The sequence below is a fragment of the Stenotrophomonas acidaminiphila genome, from assembly GCF_014109845.1.
Lineage (GTDB): Bacteria > Pseudomonadota > Gammaproteobacteria > Xanthomonadales > Xanthomonadaceae > Stenotrophomonas > Stenotrophomonas acidaminiphila.
In genome coordinates, this window is the sequence record NZ_CP043567.1 from 2138666 (window position 1) to 2154048 (window position 15383).

A 15383-nucleotide genomic window follows, 5' to 3' on the forward strand; every position below is an offset into this window, starting at 1 on the left:
GCGGCACGATCACAGTTGTGATTCCAGCGGCAGCCAGCTGATCACGCGGGCGGTGGCGCGCTGCAGCCAGGTGGTATCCGGTTCGACGACGTACCCGGTTGGCGGCGTCCGCACGTGGTCCAGCCAGCGCAGGTTCCCGGCGCTGTCCAGATAGAGGTAGTAGCTCAGGTCGGGGCCGGACAGGCGCAGGTACTCCTCGCGCAGTTGCGCGGCCAGCACCGGATCGTCGAACAGCACGCCCATTTCGGTGTTCAGGTACGCCGAGCGCGGGTCGAGGTTGAAGGATCCGACGAAGCCGCGCCGGTCGTCGACGACGATGGCCTTGGTGTGCAGGCTGGCGCCGCTGCTGCCGAAGGCCGAACTGCGGCCGCCGCTGCCGCGCGCCTTGAGTTCGTACAGCTGGGCGCCACCGCGCAGCAGCGGCAGCCGGTAGTGCATGTAGCCACTGTGCACCGCGGCCACGTCGTTGGCCGCCAGCGAGTTGGTGACGATGCCCACGTGCACGCCGTTGGCCACCTGCTGCAGCAGCTCGCGGGTGCCGGTGTCGCCGGGGACGAAGTACGGCGAGATCAGCAGGGTCTTGTGCCGCGCCTGGCCCAGCTCCGCGCCCAGGCGCGTCACCAGCCAGTCGCTGCGGTCGTTGTCGCGGTGCTTGAGCGGTGGGTCGGAATGGACCTGGATGCGGTCGCTCCAGTGCAGCGCCAGGCGCCCGCCGACATAGGTGCCGGTGAGCCGCTCGCGCAGCCGTTGCAGGTAGGGGAGCGCCTCGGCCCGGCGTGTATCCAGCTCGGTGCGCGAGACCAGCTGGTCGAGCTGGCGCGCCGACGGCGGGGCGAGGGCGGCGATGGGCACGGCGGCGCGGCTGTTCCAGAAGGCGTCGAAGATGGCGCTGGCCTCGCCGGCGGTCGGGCCGGCCAGCAGCAGGTCCAGGTCGCGGAAATTGACGTCCGGGCGCGCGTCGAAGTACTCGGCGCCGATGTTGCGGCCGCCGACGATGGCGACGCGGCCGTCGGCGATCCAGGCCTTGTTGTGCATGCGGTGGTTGATGCTGAAGACCCGCTGCACCATCTCCAGCAGGCGCCACAGGCCCTCGCGGTTGCGGAACGGGTTGTACAGGCGCACTTCGATGCGCGGGTGGGCGTCAAGCGCCAGCAGCTGCGCATCCATCCCCTTTGCGTTCATGTCGTCCAGCAGCAGCCGCACGCGCACCCCGCGCTGGGCCGCCGCGTACACGTCGTTCACCAGCAGGTGGCCGACCATGTCGTCGTGCCACATGTAGTACTGCAGGTCGAGGCTGCGGCCGGCCTGGCGGGTGACCACCGAGCGCGCGGCGAAGGCTTCCAGGCCGTCGACCAGGTAGGCCGCGCCGCTTTGCCCCGGGTGCGCGGCGAGCTGCGCTTCGAGCGCACGGTCCAGCGGGGTCTGCCCGGCCCGCGGCGGCAGTGCGGTGGAGGGCTCGCCGACCGCGCGCGGGGTGAGCCAGTCGCCCAGCAGCAGGCCACTGGCGACCAGCAGCAGGAGCGCGGCGAGGATGCGGGTGCACAGGCGCAGCAGGCGCCTGCCGCGGGACGGGGAAGGTTCCATGCGTGCATCCTAGCGGGGTCCGGGTGATGCCGCCGGGTCGGTCATGACGTTCCGGGGGTGTGGGCGGCGGCCGGTCTGGGGGAGAATCGCGGTTTGTCCTGCCCGAGCCCACCGATGCACAACCGTTCCAGCTCCTTCCGTGCCCCCAGCCTGGTGGTCCAGATCATCATCGGCCTGCTCGCCGGCATCGCGCTGGCGCTGGCCTGGCCGCAGGGCGCGCACGCGGCCGGCCTGCTCGGCACGGTGTTCGTATCGGCATTGAAGGCGGTGGCCCCGGTGCTGGTGCTGGTCCTGGTGACCGCCTCCATCGCCAACCACCAGCAGGGGCAGAAAACCCACATCCGCACCATCCTGCTGCTGTACGTGGCCGGCACCCTGGCCGCGGCGCTGGTGGGCGTGCTGGCCAGTTACCTGTTCCCCAGCACGCTGCTGCTCAAGGCGCCCACCGACGCCGGGCTGAGCGCGCCGGGCGGCATCGGCGAGGTGCTGCGCACGCTGCTGATGCAGGTTGTCGACAACCCGGTCAACGCGCTGGCCCATGCCAACTACATCGGCCTGCTGGCCTGGGCCATCGGACTGGGGCTGGCGCTGCGCCACGCCGGCGCCGGCACGCGCGCGATGGTCGGCGACCTGTCCGCGGCGATCACCTGGATCGTGCGCATGGTGATCCGGCTGGCGCCGCTGGGCGTGTTCGGCATCGTCGCCTCGCTGCTGGCCGAGTCCGGGCTGGGCGCGCTGGCGAACTACCTGCACGTGCTGTGCGTGCTGGTCGGCGCGATGCTGTTCATGGCCTTCGTCGGCAACCCGCTGATCGTGGCGCTGACCACCCGCCGCAACCCGTACCCGCTGGTGCTGCGCTGCCTGCGCGAAAGCGGCATCACCGCGTTCTTCACCCGTTCCTCGGCGGCCAACATCCCGGTCAACCTGGAGCTGTGCCGCAAGCTGGGCCTGCACGAGGAAACCTACTCGGTGGCGATCCCGCTGGGCGCGACCATCAACATGGCCGGCGCGGCGATCACCATCTCGGTGCTGACGCTGGCGGCGGTCAACACGCTCGGCATCGCCGTGGACCTGCCCACCGCGCTGCTGCTGAGCGTGGTGGCGGCGATCGGCGCCTGCGGTGCGTCCGGCGTGCCCGGCGGCTCGCTGCTGCTGATCCCGCTGGCCTGCGGCCTGTTCGGCATTTCCAACGACGTGGCCATGCAGGTGGTGGCGGTGGGCTTCATCGTCGGCGTGGTGCAGGATTCTGCCGAAACCGCGCTCAACTCCTCCACCGACGTGGTGTTCGTGGCCGCTGCCGAACAGGCGCGCGGGCGCGGTTGAGGATGGCCCCGCGCCTGACGCCCGCGGTCCGCATCGGCCTGTCCATCGCCCTGGCCACCGGCCTGTATGGCGTGTCCTTCGGGGCGCTGGCGGTGGCCTCGGGCTTCAGCGTCGGCCAGACCGCGGCACTGAGCCTGCTGATGTTCACCGGCGGCTCGCAGTTCGCCTTCATCGGCGTGATCGGTGCCGGTGGCAGCGGCATGGCCGCATTCGGCGCGGCCACCCTGCTGGGCATCCGCAACGCGGTCTATGGTGCGCAGATCAACCGCATGCTGCGGCCGCGCGGCTGGCTGCGCCCGCTGTCGGCGCAGCTGACCATCGACGAATCGGCGGCCACCGCCGCCGGCCAGGACGCGCCGGCCGAGCAGCGCCGCGGATTCTGGGTGGCCGGGGTGGGCGTGTACCTGTTGTGGAACCTGTTCACCCTGCTCGGGGCATTGCTGGGCGATGCGCTGGGCGACCCGCGCCGCTGGGGACTGGACGGCGCCGCGGTGGCGGCCTTCCTCGGCCTGCTGTGGCCGCGGCTGCGTGCGCGCGAACCGTTGGCCATCGCCGTGACGTGTGCGCTGGTGACGGTGCTGGCGCTGCCCTGGGTGCCGCCGGGCGTGCCGATCCTGCTGGCGGCCGCGGTCGCCGCGCTGTGGGGTTGGTTCGGGTGCGGGCCGGCCGATGAAGGGCTGGAGCCGGACGTGACCCCCGGCCACGACCCGGCGGGCACCCGATGAGCCTGTGGAGCTGGGTGCTGCTGGCCAGCGCGGTGGCCTGGGCGGTCAAGTTCTGCGGCTACCTGGTGCCGGTGCGCTGGATGGAATCGGCGCGCATGACCCGCGTGGCCGGTGCGCTGACCATCGGCCTGCTGGCGTCGCTGACCGCGATGAACGCGGTGTCCGCGGGGCAGGGCGTGGTACTGGACGCACGCCTGGGGGCGCTGGCGGCGGCCGCACTGGCCCTGCTGCTGCGGCTGCCGTTCCTGGGCGTGGTGCTGGCCGGTGCGCTGGCGGCGGCGGTGCTGCGGCTGCTGGCGTAGCCGCCCGGCGCCGTTGCCGGCGGCGGCGTGGCTCAGAAGCGCTGGGCGGAAGCGAGATAACGCCACTGGCCGTCCGGCATCCTGTTCAGGCCGATGCGGCCGATCCGCAGCCGGCGTACCTGGGTGGCGCGCAGCCCGACCGCGGCGCACATGTGCCGCAGCTGGCCCGGCCGCACGTCCTTGATCGCGAAACGCAGGCGCTGTTCGCTCTGCCAGCTGACCTTGCAGGGCGGCAGCGCGCGCCCCTGGTACTCCAGGCCGTGGGTCAGCCTCGGCAGCGCCCAGGGGCTGCCTTCGCCGTCCACGTCCACCATGTATTCCTGTTCCAGCGATGCCCCGGTCTCGAGCAGGTGGCGGCGCACGCGCCAGTCCTGGGTAAGCACCACCAGTCCGCAGGCGTCGTCGTCCAGCGGCATCGGCGTTTCCAGGCGCAGGAAATGGCGGTGCAGCAGGCGGATGCCGGAGGCGTCGTCGGCGAAACGGGCCTCCTCGCGCAGCAGCGCGGACAGGTCCGCGGCGCTGCAGCCGGCCGGCTTGTTTAGCAGCAGCGTCGCCGGCTCGGCCGGTTCGCTGGCGGCACCGGCGGCGAGGGTGACGGTCTGCCCGGCCACCATCGCCTGCGGTGCTTCCACCACCACCCCGTCGACGCTGACCCAGCCGCCCTCGATGTAGTGCCGGGCCTGGGCGCGGGAGCAGTTCAGCTGCGCGGCGAGGCGCTTGTCGAGGCGGATCGGGGTGGTCATCGGGGGCGGGCAGGTGCGGCGGGCGGCGAGTGTAGCGCCTGCCGGGGAACCTCGTGCTCCAGTGCGGTCAGGTACAGGCGCAGGTCGAACTCCAGCTGGTGGTAGTCCGGCTCCATGTGCAGGCACAGCTGGTAGAAGGCCTTGTTGTGCTCGGCCTCCTTCAGGTGCGCCAGTTCGTGCACCACGATCATGCGCAGGAACGGCGCCGGGGTATCGCGGAACACGCTGGCGATGCGGATCTCGCGGCTGGCCCTGAGCTTGCCGCCATGGTTGCGCGACACGGCCATGTGCAGGCCCAGGGCGTGCTTGAGCACCTGCAGCTTGCCGTCGTACAGCACCTTGCCCAGCGGCACCGACTGGCGCAGGTGGCGTTCCTTCAGCGCCTGCACGTAGTCGTAGAGCTGGCGGTCGCTGCGCACCGCATGCGGCTGCGGGTAGCGGCGGCGCACGGCCTCGCCCAGGGCACCCTGCGCCAGCAGCTCGCGGGCGCGCTGCTGCAGGTGTTCGGGGTAGCCGGCGAGGTAGTTCAGGGGCTGCATCGGCGGGCGCGGGCGGGTGTGGGCCGGTATCATGCCGTATCGTTCCGATCACGTAGTGCGAAACATGGCAAAGGCGAACCCCCTGCAGGAGCAACTGCTCAAGGCCGGCCTGGTGAAGAAATCCCAGGTCGCGCAGGTCGCGCGCGAGCAGAACAAGGCGCGGCACGCCAAGGGCGCGCCTGCCGGCCCCAGTGAAAGCCAGCTGGAAGCCGAGCGCGCGCGCGCGGAAAAGGCCGAGCGCGACCGCGTACTGGCCGCCGAGCGCAACATCCAGCGCCGTGCCGAGGAACTGCGTGCGCAGGCGCGGCAGATCATCGCCGACCGCCGGGTGCCGCGCCGCGGCGAACTGGAGTACCGCTTCAGCGACGGCGCGGCGATCCGCACCCTGCTGGTGGACGAGGCGCTGCGCCGGCAGCTGGCCGCCGGCACGCTGGTGATCGTGCGCCACGGCGAGGGGTTCGAGCTGGTGCCACGGCTGGCCGCGGAGAAAGTGCGCGAGCGCGATGCCGGCCTGATCGTGCTCGACCACGGCCAGGCCGGGGAGACGCCGGCGTCCAGCGGCAATGCCGAAGACGACGCCTATTACGCGCAGTTCGTGGTGCCCGACGACCTGGTGTGGTGATGCCGCCGCGGTGCATTGGCCCGGCGTACAGGCGATTGCGCTAGGCTGGAACCGGGTCACTTCGGAGCAGCCAGCCATGGCCACCGGTTGGGCGGGAGACACCGCCGTTCAGGATCAGATCGACGCCACGGTCGAGGACGCGATCAAGCGCGCCCGCAGCCGCCTGCCCAGCGGGCCCGGGCTGGAGCGCTGCGAGGAATGCGATGCGCCGATTCCCGAGGCGCGGCGCAAGGCCATTCCCGGCGTGCGCCTGTGCGTGGCCTGCCAGCAGGCGCTGGACGTGGAGGAATCGGCGCACAGCGGCTACAACCGCCGCGGCAGCAAGGACAGCCAACTGCGCTGAGGAGCGGGCCGGTAGCGGCCGCGCAGGGGCGCCCGTGCGTACGGCCTGATGCATTGCCGCCGGTGGCACCTGCAGCGGCGATTGCCCGTTACCGCACCCGCCGCTGCATCGGCACGAAACGCACGCCGCTGGCCGTCTGCGCCGGGCCGCTGCCGATGAAGCCGAACCGGATGTACACCGGAACCGCGATTTCGGACGAATTGACCGTGTAGGCGCGGTCGCCGTGGAGCCGCAGCGCGTGTTCCCAGAGCTGGCGCGCGATGCCGCGCCGGCGGGTATCGTCGCGGACGAACAGGTGCTGGACATGGCTGCCATCGCGCAGGGCGATCATGCCGCACAACCGGTTGTCCTGCTCGGCCACGTAGTGCGCGAACTGCGGGGAAAGCAACCGCTGCGCAAAGCTCTCCGCGGTGAATGTGGCCAGCAGCGGGTGGGTGCAGGGCGCAGTGCCGGGCCCGGCATCGAGCAGGTGCCGCGCCAGCGGCGTCACCAGGCCGCAGAGCGCGGCCGCATCGCCCGCGTGTCCACCGCGTACCGTGATCCGAGCTGGCATCGTCCCGTCCCTCGTCGTGCAGGGCCCGAGCATAGCGGTTGCGCCGGATCAGCGCGGTGCGTCGACGGTGCGGAAGCTGGCGGCCCAGCGCCGCATCGCGAACAGCCACCACAGCCAGCCGGCACTGGCGAGCAGCCCGCCCACCAGGCCGATGTGCTGCATGCCCAGGTGCAGGCCGACCTGGCTGCCGATCAGCGCGCCGGCGCCGATGCCGATGTTGAAGATGCCCGAGAACAGCGCCATCGCCACGTCGGTGGCGTCGGCCGCCAGCCGCAATACCTTGGATTGCATCGACAGCGCGAAGCAGATCATCGCCACGCCCCACACCGAGGCCAGCGCGTACAGCATCCAGGCGCCGCCGGTGGCCAGGCGCAGGCCCAGCAGGCACAGCGCCAGGGTGCCGATGGCGGCGAGCAGGAAACCGCGCGGCCAGCGCATGCCCAGCCGCGAGAACAGCACGCTGCCGAAGAAACCCATGCCGCCGAACAGCAGCAGCACCCAGGTGGTCACGTGCGCATCGAAGCCACCGACCTGCTGCACGAACGGCTCGATGTAGCTGTAGCCGGTGAACTGTGCCGCCACCACCACCATCACCAGCAGGTACAGCGCCAGCAATGCCGGACGCCGCAGCAGCAGCGGCAGGCTGCGCGCCGAGCCGCTGTTCTGGCTGGGCAGCGGCGGCAGCAGCCGTGCCAGCACCCCCATCGCCAGCAGGGCGACGCCGCCGATGGCCAGGAAGGTGACGCGCCAGCCCAGCAGTTCGCCGACCACGCGGCCCAGCGGAATGCCCAGCACCATCGCCACCGAGGTGCCGGTGGCCAGCAGGCCGAGCGCCTGCGGGCGCTTGTCCGCCGGCGCGATGCGCACCGCCAGCGAGGCGGTGATCGCCCAGAACACCGCGTGCGCCAGGGCGATGCCGATGCGGCTGAGCATCAGCACGCCGAAGTTCCAGGCCAGCGCCGACAGCAGGTGGCTGGCGACGAACAGCGTGAATACGCCCAGCAGCAGGCGGCGGCGGTCGATGTCGCGGGTGAGCAGCATGCCCGGCAACGAGGTCAATGCGACCACCCAGGCATAGGCGGTGAGCATCAGCCCGACGTGTTCGATGGGCATGCCGAAACTGCCGCCGATGTCGCTCAGCAGCCCGACCGGCACGAATTCGCTGGTGTTGAATACGAACGCGGCGATGGCCAGCGCGACCACCCCCAGCCAGCGCTGGCGGTCGCTGCGGACGACGGGAACGGGCGAAGCGGTGTCCGCAGCGGGGGCGGGACACGAGGGCGTGGGAGAGCGGGGCATTGCGGAAGGGAGAGCCGGTGGGGGACGGCCCCTTGCGGGTGCCGCGGCCGGATTTTCGCACGCACCGGCCGCGCACGCGCGGAACGCTGTGGTACGCCCTGGGCGACGGCGACGGCGCCGCGCTCGTCGCCGGCAGGGGTCAGCCGTCGCCCTGGATCACGTGCGCCTGGGCGGCGGTGGCCGGCCAGCGCCGCAGCCCGCGCTGGAAGAACAGGCTGTTGGGGATCTGCATCAGCGTGCCTTCGGCCGGGCCGCCGATTTCCTGCAGCGTGGTGTAGATCAGGTTGATGTCGATCACCTGGCCCTTCAGCCCGGGTTTTTCGCCGTTCTCCAGCAGTTCGATGCGGTCGCCGAGGCGGAACGGCCGGGTGGTGAAGATCAGCAGCGCGCAGAAGATGTTGGACAGCACGCTCCAGGCGGCGAAGAACGCCACCGCGCCGACCGCGGCGAAACCGGTGAACGCGGTCCACAGGATGGTCGGCGATACCCCGAGCTGGTCGAGGATGGCCACCAGCGCGGCGCTGCCGATCACGAAGTTGGACAGCCGCCGGGCCGCGGTTTCCACCTGCGGCGGCAGCGTGTAGTGCATGCCCAGGCGCGCCAGCAGGCGCCGGGTGAGCAGGCGCAGCAGCCATGCCACCAGCAGGATCAGGATGACGACCAGCGCGGTGTCGAGCAGGTTGATCCATCCGTGCATCCATTCGGGCAGGTAGTTTTTCATCGGTCTGTCTCCTTGCGGCGCCGTGCCCGGTCGCGGGCACCTGCGTTGCAACGTTCGGGTAAGCGGTGCGTGGCCATGCCGCCGGTACTGCCGCGCCATGGCCCGGGCATGGGCCGGCGCGGGGCCGCCGTACGTACCGCGCACGCCGGGCGCCAGCGGCCGCGGTGGGCTCGCCGACGGGGCGCGGCGCCGGCGTCGGTGCGGGCAGCGGTGGACAGGGACATGGTTGGCAGGCGGGGGGCGAAGCGGGATTGTCGGCCAGCCGGCGCGACCTTGTCAGCCCATGCCGGCGTGGCCGCCGCGCCGCCCCGGCGAAAAGATCGCAGGCGGCTTTAAACCTTTCCGCTGGCCGCCGCATCCAACGGATATGCTCGACGCCACCGTGACTTCCACCGCCCCTTTTCCGCAGGCTGCCGACGACGCCGCGCTGGCGCGTGCCGCCGCTGCTGGCGACAGCCATGCCTACGAGCGCATCTACCGCCGCCACGCCCCACGCCTGTACGCGCTGCTGTGGCGGCTGTGCGGTGGCAGCGCGGCGCGCGCCGAGGACGCGCTGCAGGAGACCTTCATCCAGGCCTGGCGCAAGTTGCCGCAGTTCCGGTTCGAGAGCGCGCTGGGCACCTGGCTGCACCGCATGGCGGTGAACACGGCGCTGATGGAGCTGCGCGCCAGTGCCGCGTTCGAGGCGCTGGACATCGGCGAGGGCGGCATGGACGTGCTGGCGCAGATGCCGGCGTCCAGCCGCTGCCAGGCCACCGGGCTGGACCTGGAGCGCGCGCTGGAGACCCTGCCGCCGCGCGCCCGTGCGGTGCTGGTACTGCACGACATCGAGGGCTGGAAACACCACGAGATCGCCGAGGAACTGCAGATGGCCGTCGGCAGTTCCAAGGCACAGCTGCATCGCGCGCGCGGGTTGTTGCGCGCGCGTCTGGGAGAAACACCATGAACGAACACGATTCCGACTACGACCACGACCACGACGACCTGGCCGCGCGCCTGCGCCAGCTTCCTTCCGAGCGGGTGCCGCCGGCCGCGGCCTGGCAGCGCATCGCCACGCAGCTGCACGAGGCGCCGCGCGAGCGGCCCGCCATCGCCACGCCGCCCCGGCGCCGCCGGCGCTGGCCGTCCGTCGCCGCGGCCGCGGCGGTTGCCGCGCTGGCGCTGCTCGGCGCCGGCCGCTGGTGGGCCGTGCAGCCACCGCAGGCGCAGGCCACGCAGATTTCGCCGCTGGAGGCGCAGGCCGATGCCCTGGCCGCCAGCTACCGCCAGGCGCTGGCGGCGATTCCGCAGGACAGCGTGCCCGCCGAACTCGCCCCGGCGCTGCGCGAACTCGATGCCAGTGCAGGCAGCATCCGCTCGGCGATCGCGCAGAGCCCCGATGCCGGCTTCCTGCTTGGCCAACTGCGGCGCACCTACGCGCTGCGTCTTGAACTTACCCGGCAGGGCCTGGATGCCGCCGGTCTTCCCACCTGAAGGAGAATCCCCATGAATGTTTCCCTGCGACACCTGCTGGCCGCCGTCGCGCTGCTGGCCCCCTTGGCCCCGGCCCTGGCGCAGACGCCGGTCAATGAACGCCACGCGCTGTCCAGCGGCGGGCGGGTGGAGATCAGCAACATCGCCGGCTCGGTGAGCGTGCGCGGCTGGGACCGCAACGAGGTGCAGCTGACCGGTACCCTCGGCGAAGGCCAGCGGCTGGAGGTACAGAACAGCGCCAACCGGGTGCAGCTGAAGGTGGTGTACCCGCGCAACAGTCGTGGCAGCCGCGGTGCGGTGCTGGAACTGCGGGTTCCGCGCGGCAGCGAACTGCAGGCCGGCACCGTCAGCGCGGCGCTGGACGTGGCCGATGTCGACCTGCGGCGCCTGCAGGCCAACACCGTCAGTGGCGGCATCACCGCGCGCGGGCAGGCCGGGCAGACCAGCCTCAATACCGTCAGCGGCGCGATCCGCTCGCAACTGCGTACCCCGCGGCTGGAACTGCGCACGGTCAGCGGCGCGATCAATGCCGCCGGCAGCAGCGGCGGCGAGGTGGCGGCCAACTCGGTATCCGGGTCGGTCGACCTGGACCTGTCGGCGGTGCAGCGGCTCGACGTGGAAACCGTCTCCGGCGGCCTCGGCGTGCGCAGCGCCGGGCTGCAGCCGGGCGGGCGCATCAGCCTGCAGACGGTCAGCGCGCCGATCTCGCTGGCGCTGCCGGCGCGCACCTCCGCGCAGCTGAAGGTCAGCAGTTTCAGCGGCTCCATCCGCTCGGACGTAGGCCAGGTCGAACGCCCGCGCTACGGGCCGGGCAGCAGCCTGGACGCGCGCATCGGCGGCGGCGATGGCGATATTTCCATCACCTCGCATTCGGGCAATGTGCGGGTGGACCTCGGCGCGCGCTGAGCGTCCCCGGCGCGTCCGCCCCGGTGCGCCGGGGCGGGCGGCTACAATAGCGGGCTTGCAACGTCATCGTCTGGAGTCGCCATGCCCGTTTCTTCCTGCCCGCAGTGCTCGTCGCAGAACGTCTACCCCGACGGCGCGCTGTGGATCTGCGCCGATTGCGGCCACGAATGGACCCCGGGCGAGGCCGGCGAATCGGCGCTGGTGGTGCGCGACAGCAACGGCAACGTGCTGGTTGCCGGCGACACGGTCACCGTCATCAAGGACCTGAAGGTCAAGGGGTCGTCGATCCCGCTCAAACAGGGCACGGTGATCCGCAACATCCGCCTGGTCGAGGACGATGCCGAACACATCGAAGGCAACTCGGACAAGATCAAGGGCCTGGTGCTCAAGACCTGCTTCCTGCGCAAGGCCTGAACCCCGGCGTGGCGGGCGCCGGGCGCGTCAATGCCCGGCGTGGCGGGCGCTGAGCCTGCGCAGCGTATCCAGCTTGGCCTGGTAGATCGCGCGCTGGCTGTCGCTGCCGCCGAGCGCGCGGGCCCGTTCCAGTTCGCGCAGTGCGCGGCGGTTGTCGCCGCTGAGCGAGTAGGCCCGCGCCAGGCCGAAGTGGAACTGGTGGGCGCTGGCGTACAGCCGCACCGCATGCCGGTAGTAGTGGATGGCGGCGGGATAGTCGGCGCGTCGCTCGGCGTCCACGCCCTGCATGAACTGGTAGAACGGGTCATGCTGGTACTCGCGCCGCAGCCGCGCGTCCAGCCGCGCCGCGCGCTGCGTGTCGCCGATGCGCAGGTACAGCGCGCTGGCATTGGACAGCGCGGAGGGCAGGTCCGGGGCGATGGCCAGGGCCTTGTCGAATGCGGCAAGCGCTGCCGTGGTATCGCCCAGGCGGGTCTCCAGAACGCCCAGGTTGTTCCATGCCGGTGCGAAGCGTCCCTCCTGCTCCAGCGCCATGCGGAAATGCGCGCGGGCCGCCGCGACCTGGCCGGCAGCCAGCAACTCGGCGCCGCGGTTGTTGTAGAAATGGGCCAGCGCGCGCCGATCGGAAACCGGGCGCGGCCCACGGCGGTCGTACAGCACGTTCTGGTCCAGATCCAGGGTGGCGCTGCGGCCGTTGACGCGCAGTCCGACATTGACGTGCCCGGCGTTGTAGACCACGCCCTGTTCCTGGTACCAGGTGACGACCCGCCCGACTTCCTGGACTTCGGCGTCGATGCCCGCTTCGCGCGCCAGGGCGACGAACAGCAGGGTGAACGACAGGCAGTTGGCGCGGCGCTGGGACCAGGCTTCGGCGACGGTCAGGGTCGCGGCGGTGTCGTACCGCAGTGCCGGATCCAGGCTGGCGTTCGCATCCGCAGCGCGTGGCTGGAAAACCAGCTCGACCAGCCGATGCAGGCGCTGCTCCGGGGAGAGGGAGGGGGTGATGACCTCTTCGCGTACCCGCTGTTTCAGCGCGGGGGGAATCGCCATGATCTGTTCGGGCGTCGGTGGCGCGACCGGCGCTTCCGGTGGGGCGAGGGTGATGGCGGCGAGCAGGGCAAAGGCGTTCCAAGCGATCATGGCGACCACCGGTGAGGTGCTGCGGCGCTGCCAGTGTATGCCTGTCCGTGGGCGCCGGCACGGCCGCCGCGCAATCCACAGGCGGTGTGGACCGGCCGCTGGCAAAGGTGTGGATAAGTCGCCGCACCCCTTGCGCCAGCGGCGTTGCGCGGGGCTGGTCATATTTTCGCCATGCGTACCGCGGGCGCCGGCAACGGGCGGCCCGGCGTACCGCAGGGTCTGCTAGTATCCGCGCCCCAGACGAGGCCGGCCGCCACACGCCGGCGTGCTCCCGCCGGCCGGCGTTTCCATTCGACCATGACGAAGTTCATTCCCTCCGCCGAGGCGCAACTGTCGCTGGGTCTCGGCAGCGACATTCCCACCGAGCGCCTGTTCTTCGCGGTGATGCCCGATCCGGCCACGGCCTGGCGCATCGCCGAACTGGCCGAGGGACTGCGTGCCGAACATGGCCTGGACGGGCGCCCGCTGGCGCGCGAACGCCTGCACGTCACCCTGCATCACCTGGGCGATTACGCCGGCCTGCCACCGAGCCTGCTGGCGAAGGTGCAGCAGGCCGCGGCGCGGGTGCGCATGCCGGAATTCGAAGTGTGTTTCGATGAAGTCGGCAGCTTCGCCGGCGGCCGCCAGCATCCGTTCGTGCTGCGCAGCGAGCATGGCGCCGACCTGCTGCAGGGCCTGCACCAGGAGCTCGCGCGCTGTCTGCAGGCCATCGGCAGCCGCCCGGATCCGGGGTTCACGCCGCACCTGACCCTGCTCTACGACAAGCGACGCCTGCCGGTACAGCCGGTGCAGCCGATGCGCTGGCTGGTGCGCGAGTTCGTGCTGATCCGCAGCTACCTGGGTCAGACCCGCTACCAGATGGAAGGGCGCTGGAGCCTGGGCTGACCCGCACCGCCGGGCGGGCCGGTTGCGCAGCGATCAAGCCGGCCGCGACCGACGTCGCTGCCACCGCGGCCGATGCCTAGAATGGCGCATGGACCTGATCCCGATGCCCCTGCCGGCAGACCAGTTGGCCGAGATCGAAGCGGCGCACGCGCAGCCGCCGCGCGCGTACCACAATTTCGGCCATGTGCAGGCGCTTCTGCAGCACCACCGCGACGTCGCCGCCGGCCCGGGATGGCGGCAGCCGCGCGAGGTGGCGCTGGCGATGCTGTACCACGACGCGGTGTACGAGGCCGGGCGTGGCGACAACGAAGCGCGCTCGGCGGTGATGGCGCGGGCGGCGATCGCACGCTGGCTGCCCGATGCCGGCGTGGATGCGGAGCGGGTGGCGGCATTGATCGAGCTCACCGCGCGCCACGGTCGCCTGCGCGGCGATGAACTGGACGCGGACGCGGCGCTGTTCCTGGATGCCGACATGGCCATCCTCGGCGCGCCCGCGGCGGTGTTCGACGCCTACGACCGTGGCATCGCCGAGGAGTATCGCGGCAAGGTGCCGGGCTTGCTGTTCCGGCTCAACCGCCGGCGGTTCCTGAAAGGGGTGCTGGCGCAGCCGCGCATTTTCTTCAGCGATTTCTTCCATGAACGGTATGACGCGCAGGCGCGGACGAATCTGCGGCGGGTGACGGGCTGAGGCCTGCTTTGGCTTTGGCTGTTGCTCTTTTAGCTTTTGACTTTCCGGGTCCCCTTCCGTAGCGACGCAGCCGGTGGGAATAACCCGAAGGGCGACCTGCAGGGATGTGGCGTAGAAGAATCCCGCCGGCGGAGTGGATCCGGCGCGCGTAGCGCGTCGGCAGTGGCGTGTTGACCAGCCATTCGGCTGTTGAAAAGCGCCTCTTTGGGCCACGTTTCTTTGCACGAGCAAAGAAAGGTGGTTCGCTCCTCGAAGGGGAGCGAAAGCCTTTGATCCTGCTTTTGTCGGCCTCGATTCCTTGAGGTTCAGAAGCAAGAGGAGGTGCAGGAGGAGAACCTGCTAGCCAAAAACGGACAAGGCCATGGGAAAGGCTTGAAAGCAGAGCTTTCACCCCTGCTTCGCAGGAGCGAGTTACTTCTCTTTGCTCGTGCAAAGAGAAGTAACCAAGAGAAAGCACGCCCCTGCCTCCGCGCCCACGGCACTGCGTGCCGCAGGTCCACTCCGCCAGCGGGATTTTTCTACGCGACCCAGCTGCGATGCAGCTGGGGCCGGGGCAGTCGCCTCACGGCGCCAGCCCGCTCACCGGGGCGAAGCAGGGCTTCGCCTATTTCCGGTTCGCCCCTGTCGCGTAGAAAAACGGCGTGCATCCCTGCACGCCGCCCTTCGGGTTATTCCCGCCGGCTGCGTCGCTGCGGAAGGGGACCCGGAAGGCAAAAGCCAAGAGCCAAGAGCCAAGAGCCAAGAGCCAAGAGCAGAGCAAAATCACGGCAACAGCAACAGCAACAGCAACAGCAACAGCAACAGCAACAGCAACAGCAACAGCAACAGCAACAGCAACAGCATGTTGAGGTTGAGGCTGCCTGGCGGCCCCATGGCCTAGAATTGCTCCATCCTGTTTTAACGACGGCCACACCGGCCGAAGCGATGAACCCGATTCCCACCCCCGACCCGGACCCGCGGCCCATGCCGCCGGAGGAGCCGGGCCCCAACGAATGCTGTGGCAGTGGGTGCCCGCTGTGCGTGCTGGACCTGTACGCCGACGAGCTGGCGCGCTACCGGCAGGCACTGGCGGCATGGAAACTGCGCCATCCGGACGCGGGCGACTGACACCGCGTTTTCCACG

At 70.7% G+C, this 15383-nt stretch carries 19 protein-coding genes; 12 read left to right on the forward strand and 7 right to left on the reverse strand.

Annotated features, from left to right (window positions below):
- Positions 1-9 precede the first annotated feature (9 nt).
- Entirely contained in the window at positions 10-1584 is a 1575-nt protein-coding gene (locus tag F0P95_RS09650; RefSeq protein ID WP_182333975.1) for a phospholipase D family protein, read from the reverse strand.
- Between the two features lie 114 nt (positions 1585-1698).
- On the opposite strand from F0P95_RS09650, the gene sstT reads away from it, so the two are divergent.
- Genes sstT through F0P95_RS09665 form a run of 3 tightly spaced genes read left to right on the forward strand, consistent with a single transcriptional unit; the run spans position 1699 to position 3934 of the window.
- A complete protein-coding gene (gene sstT, locus F0P95_RS09655; protein WP_182333977.1) occupies positions 1699-2907 on the forward strand; it encodes a serine/threonine transporter SstT in 1209 nt (402 codons plus the stop codon).
- 2 nt (positions 2908-2909) lie between these two features.
- Positions 2910-3632, forward strand: coding sequence for an AzlC family ABC transporter permease (locus F0P95_RS09660; RefSeq protein WP_182333979.1), 723 nt, complete (start codon positions 2910-2912; stop codon positions 3630-3632).
- Complete coding sequence (locus F0P95_RS09665; protein WP_054664471.1) at positions 3629-3934, forward strand: AzlD domain-containing protein; 306 nt, start codon at positions 3629-3631, stop codon at positions 3932-3934. Before F0P95_RS09660 ends, F0P95_RS09665 begins: the two co-directional genes overlap by 4 nt.
- A 32-nt stretch (positions 3935-3966) precedes the next feature.
- Here F0P95_RS09665 and F0P95_RS09670 read toward each other — a convergent pair whose 3' ends face one another.
- Both F0P95_RS09670 and F0P95_RS09675 read right to left on the reverse strand, forming a co-directional pair.
- A complete protein-coding gene (locus tag F0P95_RS09670; protein WP_182333981.1) occupies positions 3967-4677 on the reverse strand; it encodes an rRNA pseudouridine synthase in 711 nt (236 codons plus the stop codon).
- Positions 4674-5216 carry a M48 metallopeptidase family protein gene (locus F0P95_RS09675; protein ID WP_182336917.1) on the reverse strand — a complete coding sequence of 181 codons (543 nt, stop codon included), beginning with the start codon at positions 5214-5216 and terminating at the stop codon, positions 4674-4676. The genes F0P95_RS09670 and F0P95_RS09675 overlap by 4 nt, the downstream gene beginning before the upstream one ends.
- A gap of 64 nt (positions 5217-5280) precedes the next feature.
- Between F0P95_RS09675 and F0P95_RS09680 the strand changes: the two genes are divergently transcribed.
- Together F0P95_RS09680 and F0P95_RS09685 are read left to right on the forward strand one after the other, a co-directional pair.
- The gene (locus F0P95_RS09680; RefSeq protein WP_182333983.1) at positions 5281-5838 is read left to right on the forward strand and encodes a DUF2058 domain-containing protein; all 558 of its coding nucleotides are present in this window, start codon (positions 5281-5283) and stop codon (positions 5836-5838) included.
- 76 nt (positions 5839-5914) lie between these two features.
- On the forward strand, positions 5915-6181 hold the full coding sequence (locus tag F0P95_RS09685; protein ID WP_056932757.1) for a DksA/TraR family C4-type zinc finger protein: 267 nt from the start codon (positions 5915-5917) through the stop codon (positions 6179-6181).
- Positions 6182-6269: 88 nt separating this feature from the next.
- Here F0P95_RS09685 and F0P95_RS09690 read toward each other — a convergent pair whose 3' ends face one another.
- The 3 genes from F0P95_RS09690 to F0P95_RS09700 all read right to left on the reverse strand — a co-directional run bounded on the left by F0P95_RS09690 (position 6270) and on the right by F0P95_RS09700 (position 8754).
- Entirely contained in the window at positions 6270-6734 is a 465-nt protein-coding gene (locus F0P95_RS09690; RefSeq protein WP_182333985.1) for a GNAT family N-acetyltransferase, read from the reverse strand.
- 48 nt (positions 6735-6782) lie between these two features.
- On the reverse strand, positions 6783-8033 hold the full coding sequence (locus F0P95_RS09695) for a sugar transporter (RefSeq protein ID WP_182333987.1): 1251 nt from the start codon (positions 8031-8033) through the stop codon (positions 6783-6785).
- Between the two features lie 139 nt (positions 8034-8172).
- Positions 8173-8754, reverse strand: a complete 582-nt coding sequence (locus tag F0P95_RS09700; RefSeq protein ID WP_182333989.1) for a mechanosensitive ion channel family protein — start codon at positions 8752-8754, stop codon at positions 8173-8175.
- 367 nt (positions 8755-9121) lie between these two features.
- Between F0P95_RS09700 and F0P95_RS09705 the strand changes: the two genes are divergently transcribed.
- The 4 genes from F0P95_RS09705 to F0P95_RS09720 all read left to right on the forward strand — a co-directional run bounded on the left by F0P95_RS09705 (position 9122) and on the right by F0P95_RS09720 (position 11547).
- Entirely contained in the window at positions 9122-9700 is a 579-nt protein-coding gene (locus F0P95_RS09705) for an RNA polymerase sigma factor (RefSeq protein ID WP_182333990.1), read from the forward strand.
- Positions 9697-10227 carry a hypothetical protein gene (locus F0P95_RS09710; RefSeq protein ID WP_182333992.1) on the forward strand — a complete coding sequence of 177 codons (531 nt, stop codon included), beginning with the start codon at positions 9697-9699 and terminating at the stop codon, positions 10225-10227. The genes F0P95_RS09705 and F0P95_RS09710 overlap by 4 nt, the downstream gene beginning before the upstream one ends.
- A gap of 12 nt (positions 10228-10239) precedes the next feature.
- Positions 10240-11133: a DUF4097 family beta strand repeat-containing protein gene (locus tag F0P95_RS09715; RefSeq protein WP_182333994.1), complete on the forward strand. Its 894-nt coding sequence runs from the start codon at positions 10240-10242 to the stop codon at positions 11131-11133.
- An 81-nt stretch (positions 11134-11214) separates the two neighbouring features.
- Positions 11215-11547 (forward strand): zinc ribbon domain-containing protein YjdM, encoded by a 333-nt coding sequence (locus tag F0P95_RS09720; protein WP_182333997.1) that lies wholly within the window; start codon positions 11215-11217, stop codon positions 11545-11547.
- A gap of 27 nt (positions 11548-11574) precedes the next feature.
- Here F0P95_RS09720 and F0P95_RS09725 read toward each other — a convergent pair whose 3' ends face one another.
- Positions 11575-12687 (reverse strand): tetratricopeptide repeat protein, encoded by a 1113-nt coding sequence (locus F0P95_RS09725; RefSeq protein WP_232528669.1) that lies wholly within the window; start codon positions 12685-12687, stop codon positions 11575-11577.
- Positions 12688-12984: 297 nt separating this feature from the next.
- On the opposite strand from F0P95_RS09725, the gene thpR reads away from it, so the two are divergent.
- The 3 genes from thpR (at position 12985) to F0P95_RS09740 (ending at position 15367) form a co-directional block, all read left to right on the forward strand.
- A complete protein-coding gene (gene thpR / locus F0P95_RS09730; protein ID WP_054664503.1) occupies positions 12985-13572 on the forward strand; it encodes an RNA 2',3'-cyclic phosphodiesterase in 588 nt (195 codons plus the stop codon).
- Between the two features lie 88 nt (positions 13573-13660).
- The gene (locus tag F0P95_RS09735) at positions 13661-14260 is read left to right on the forward strand and encodes an HD domain-containing protein (RefSeq protein ID WP_182333999.1); all 600 of its coding nucleotides are present in this window, start codon (positions 13661-13663) and stop codon (positions 14258-14260) included.
- 924 nt (positions 14261-15184) lie between these two features.
- Positions 15185-15367: an oxidoreductase-like domain-containing protein gene (locus F0P95_RS09740; protein WP_182334000.1), complete on the forward strand. Its 183-nt coding sequence runs from the start codon at positions 15185-15187 to the stop codon at positions 15365-15367.
- Positions 15368-15383: the final 16 nt, after the last annotated feature.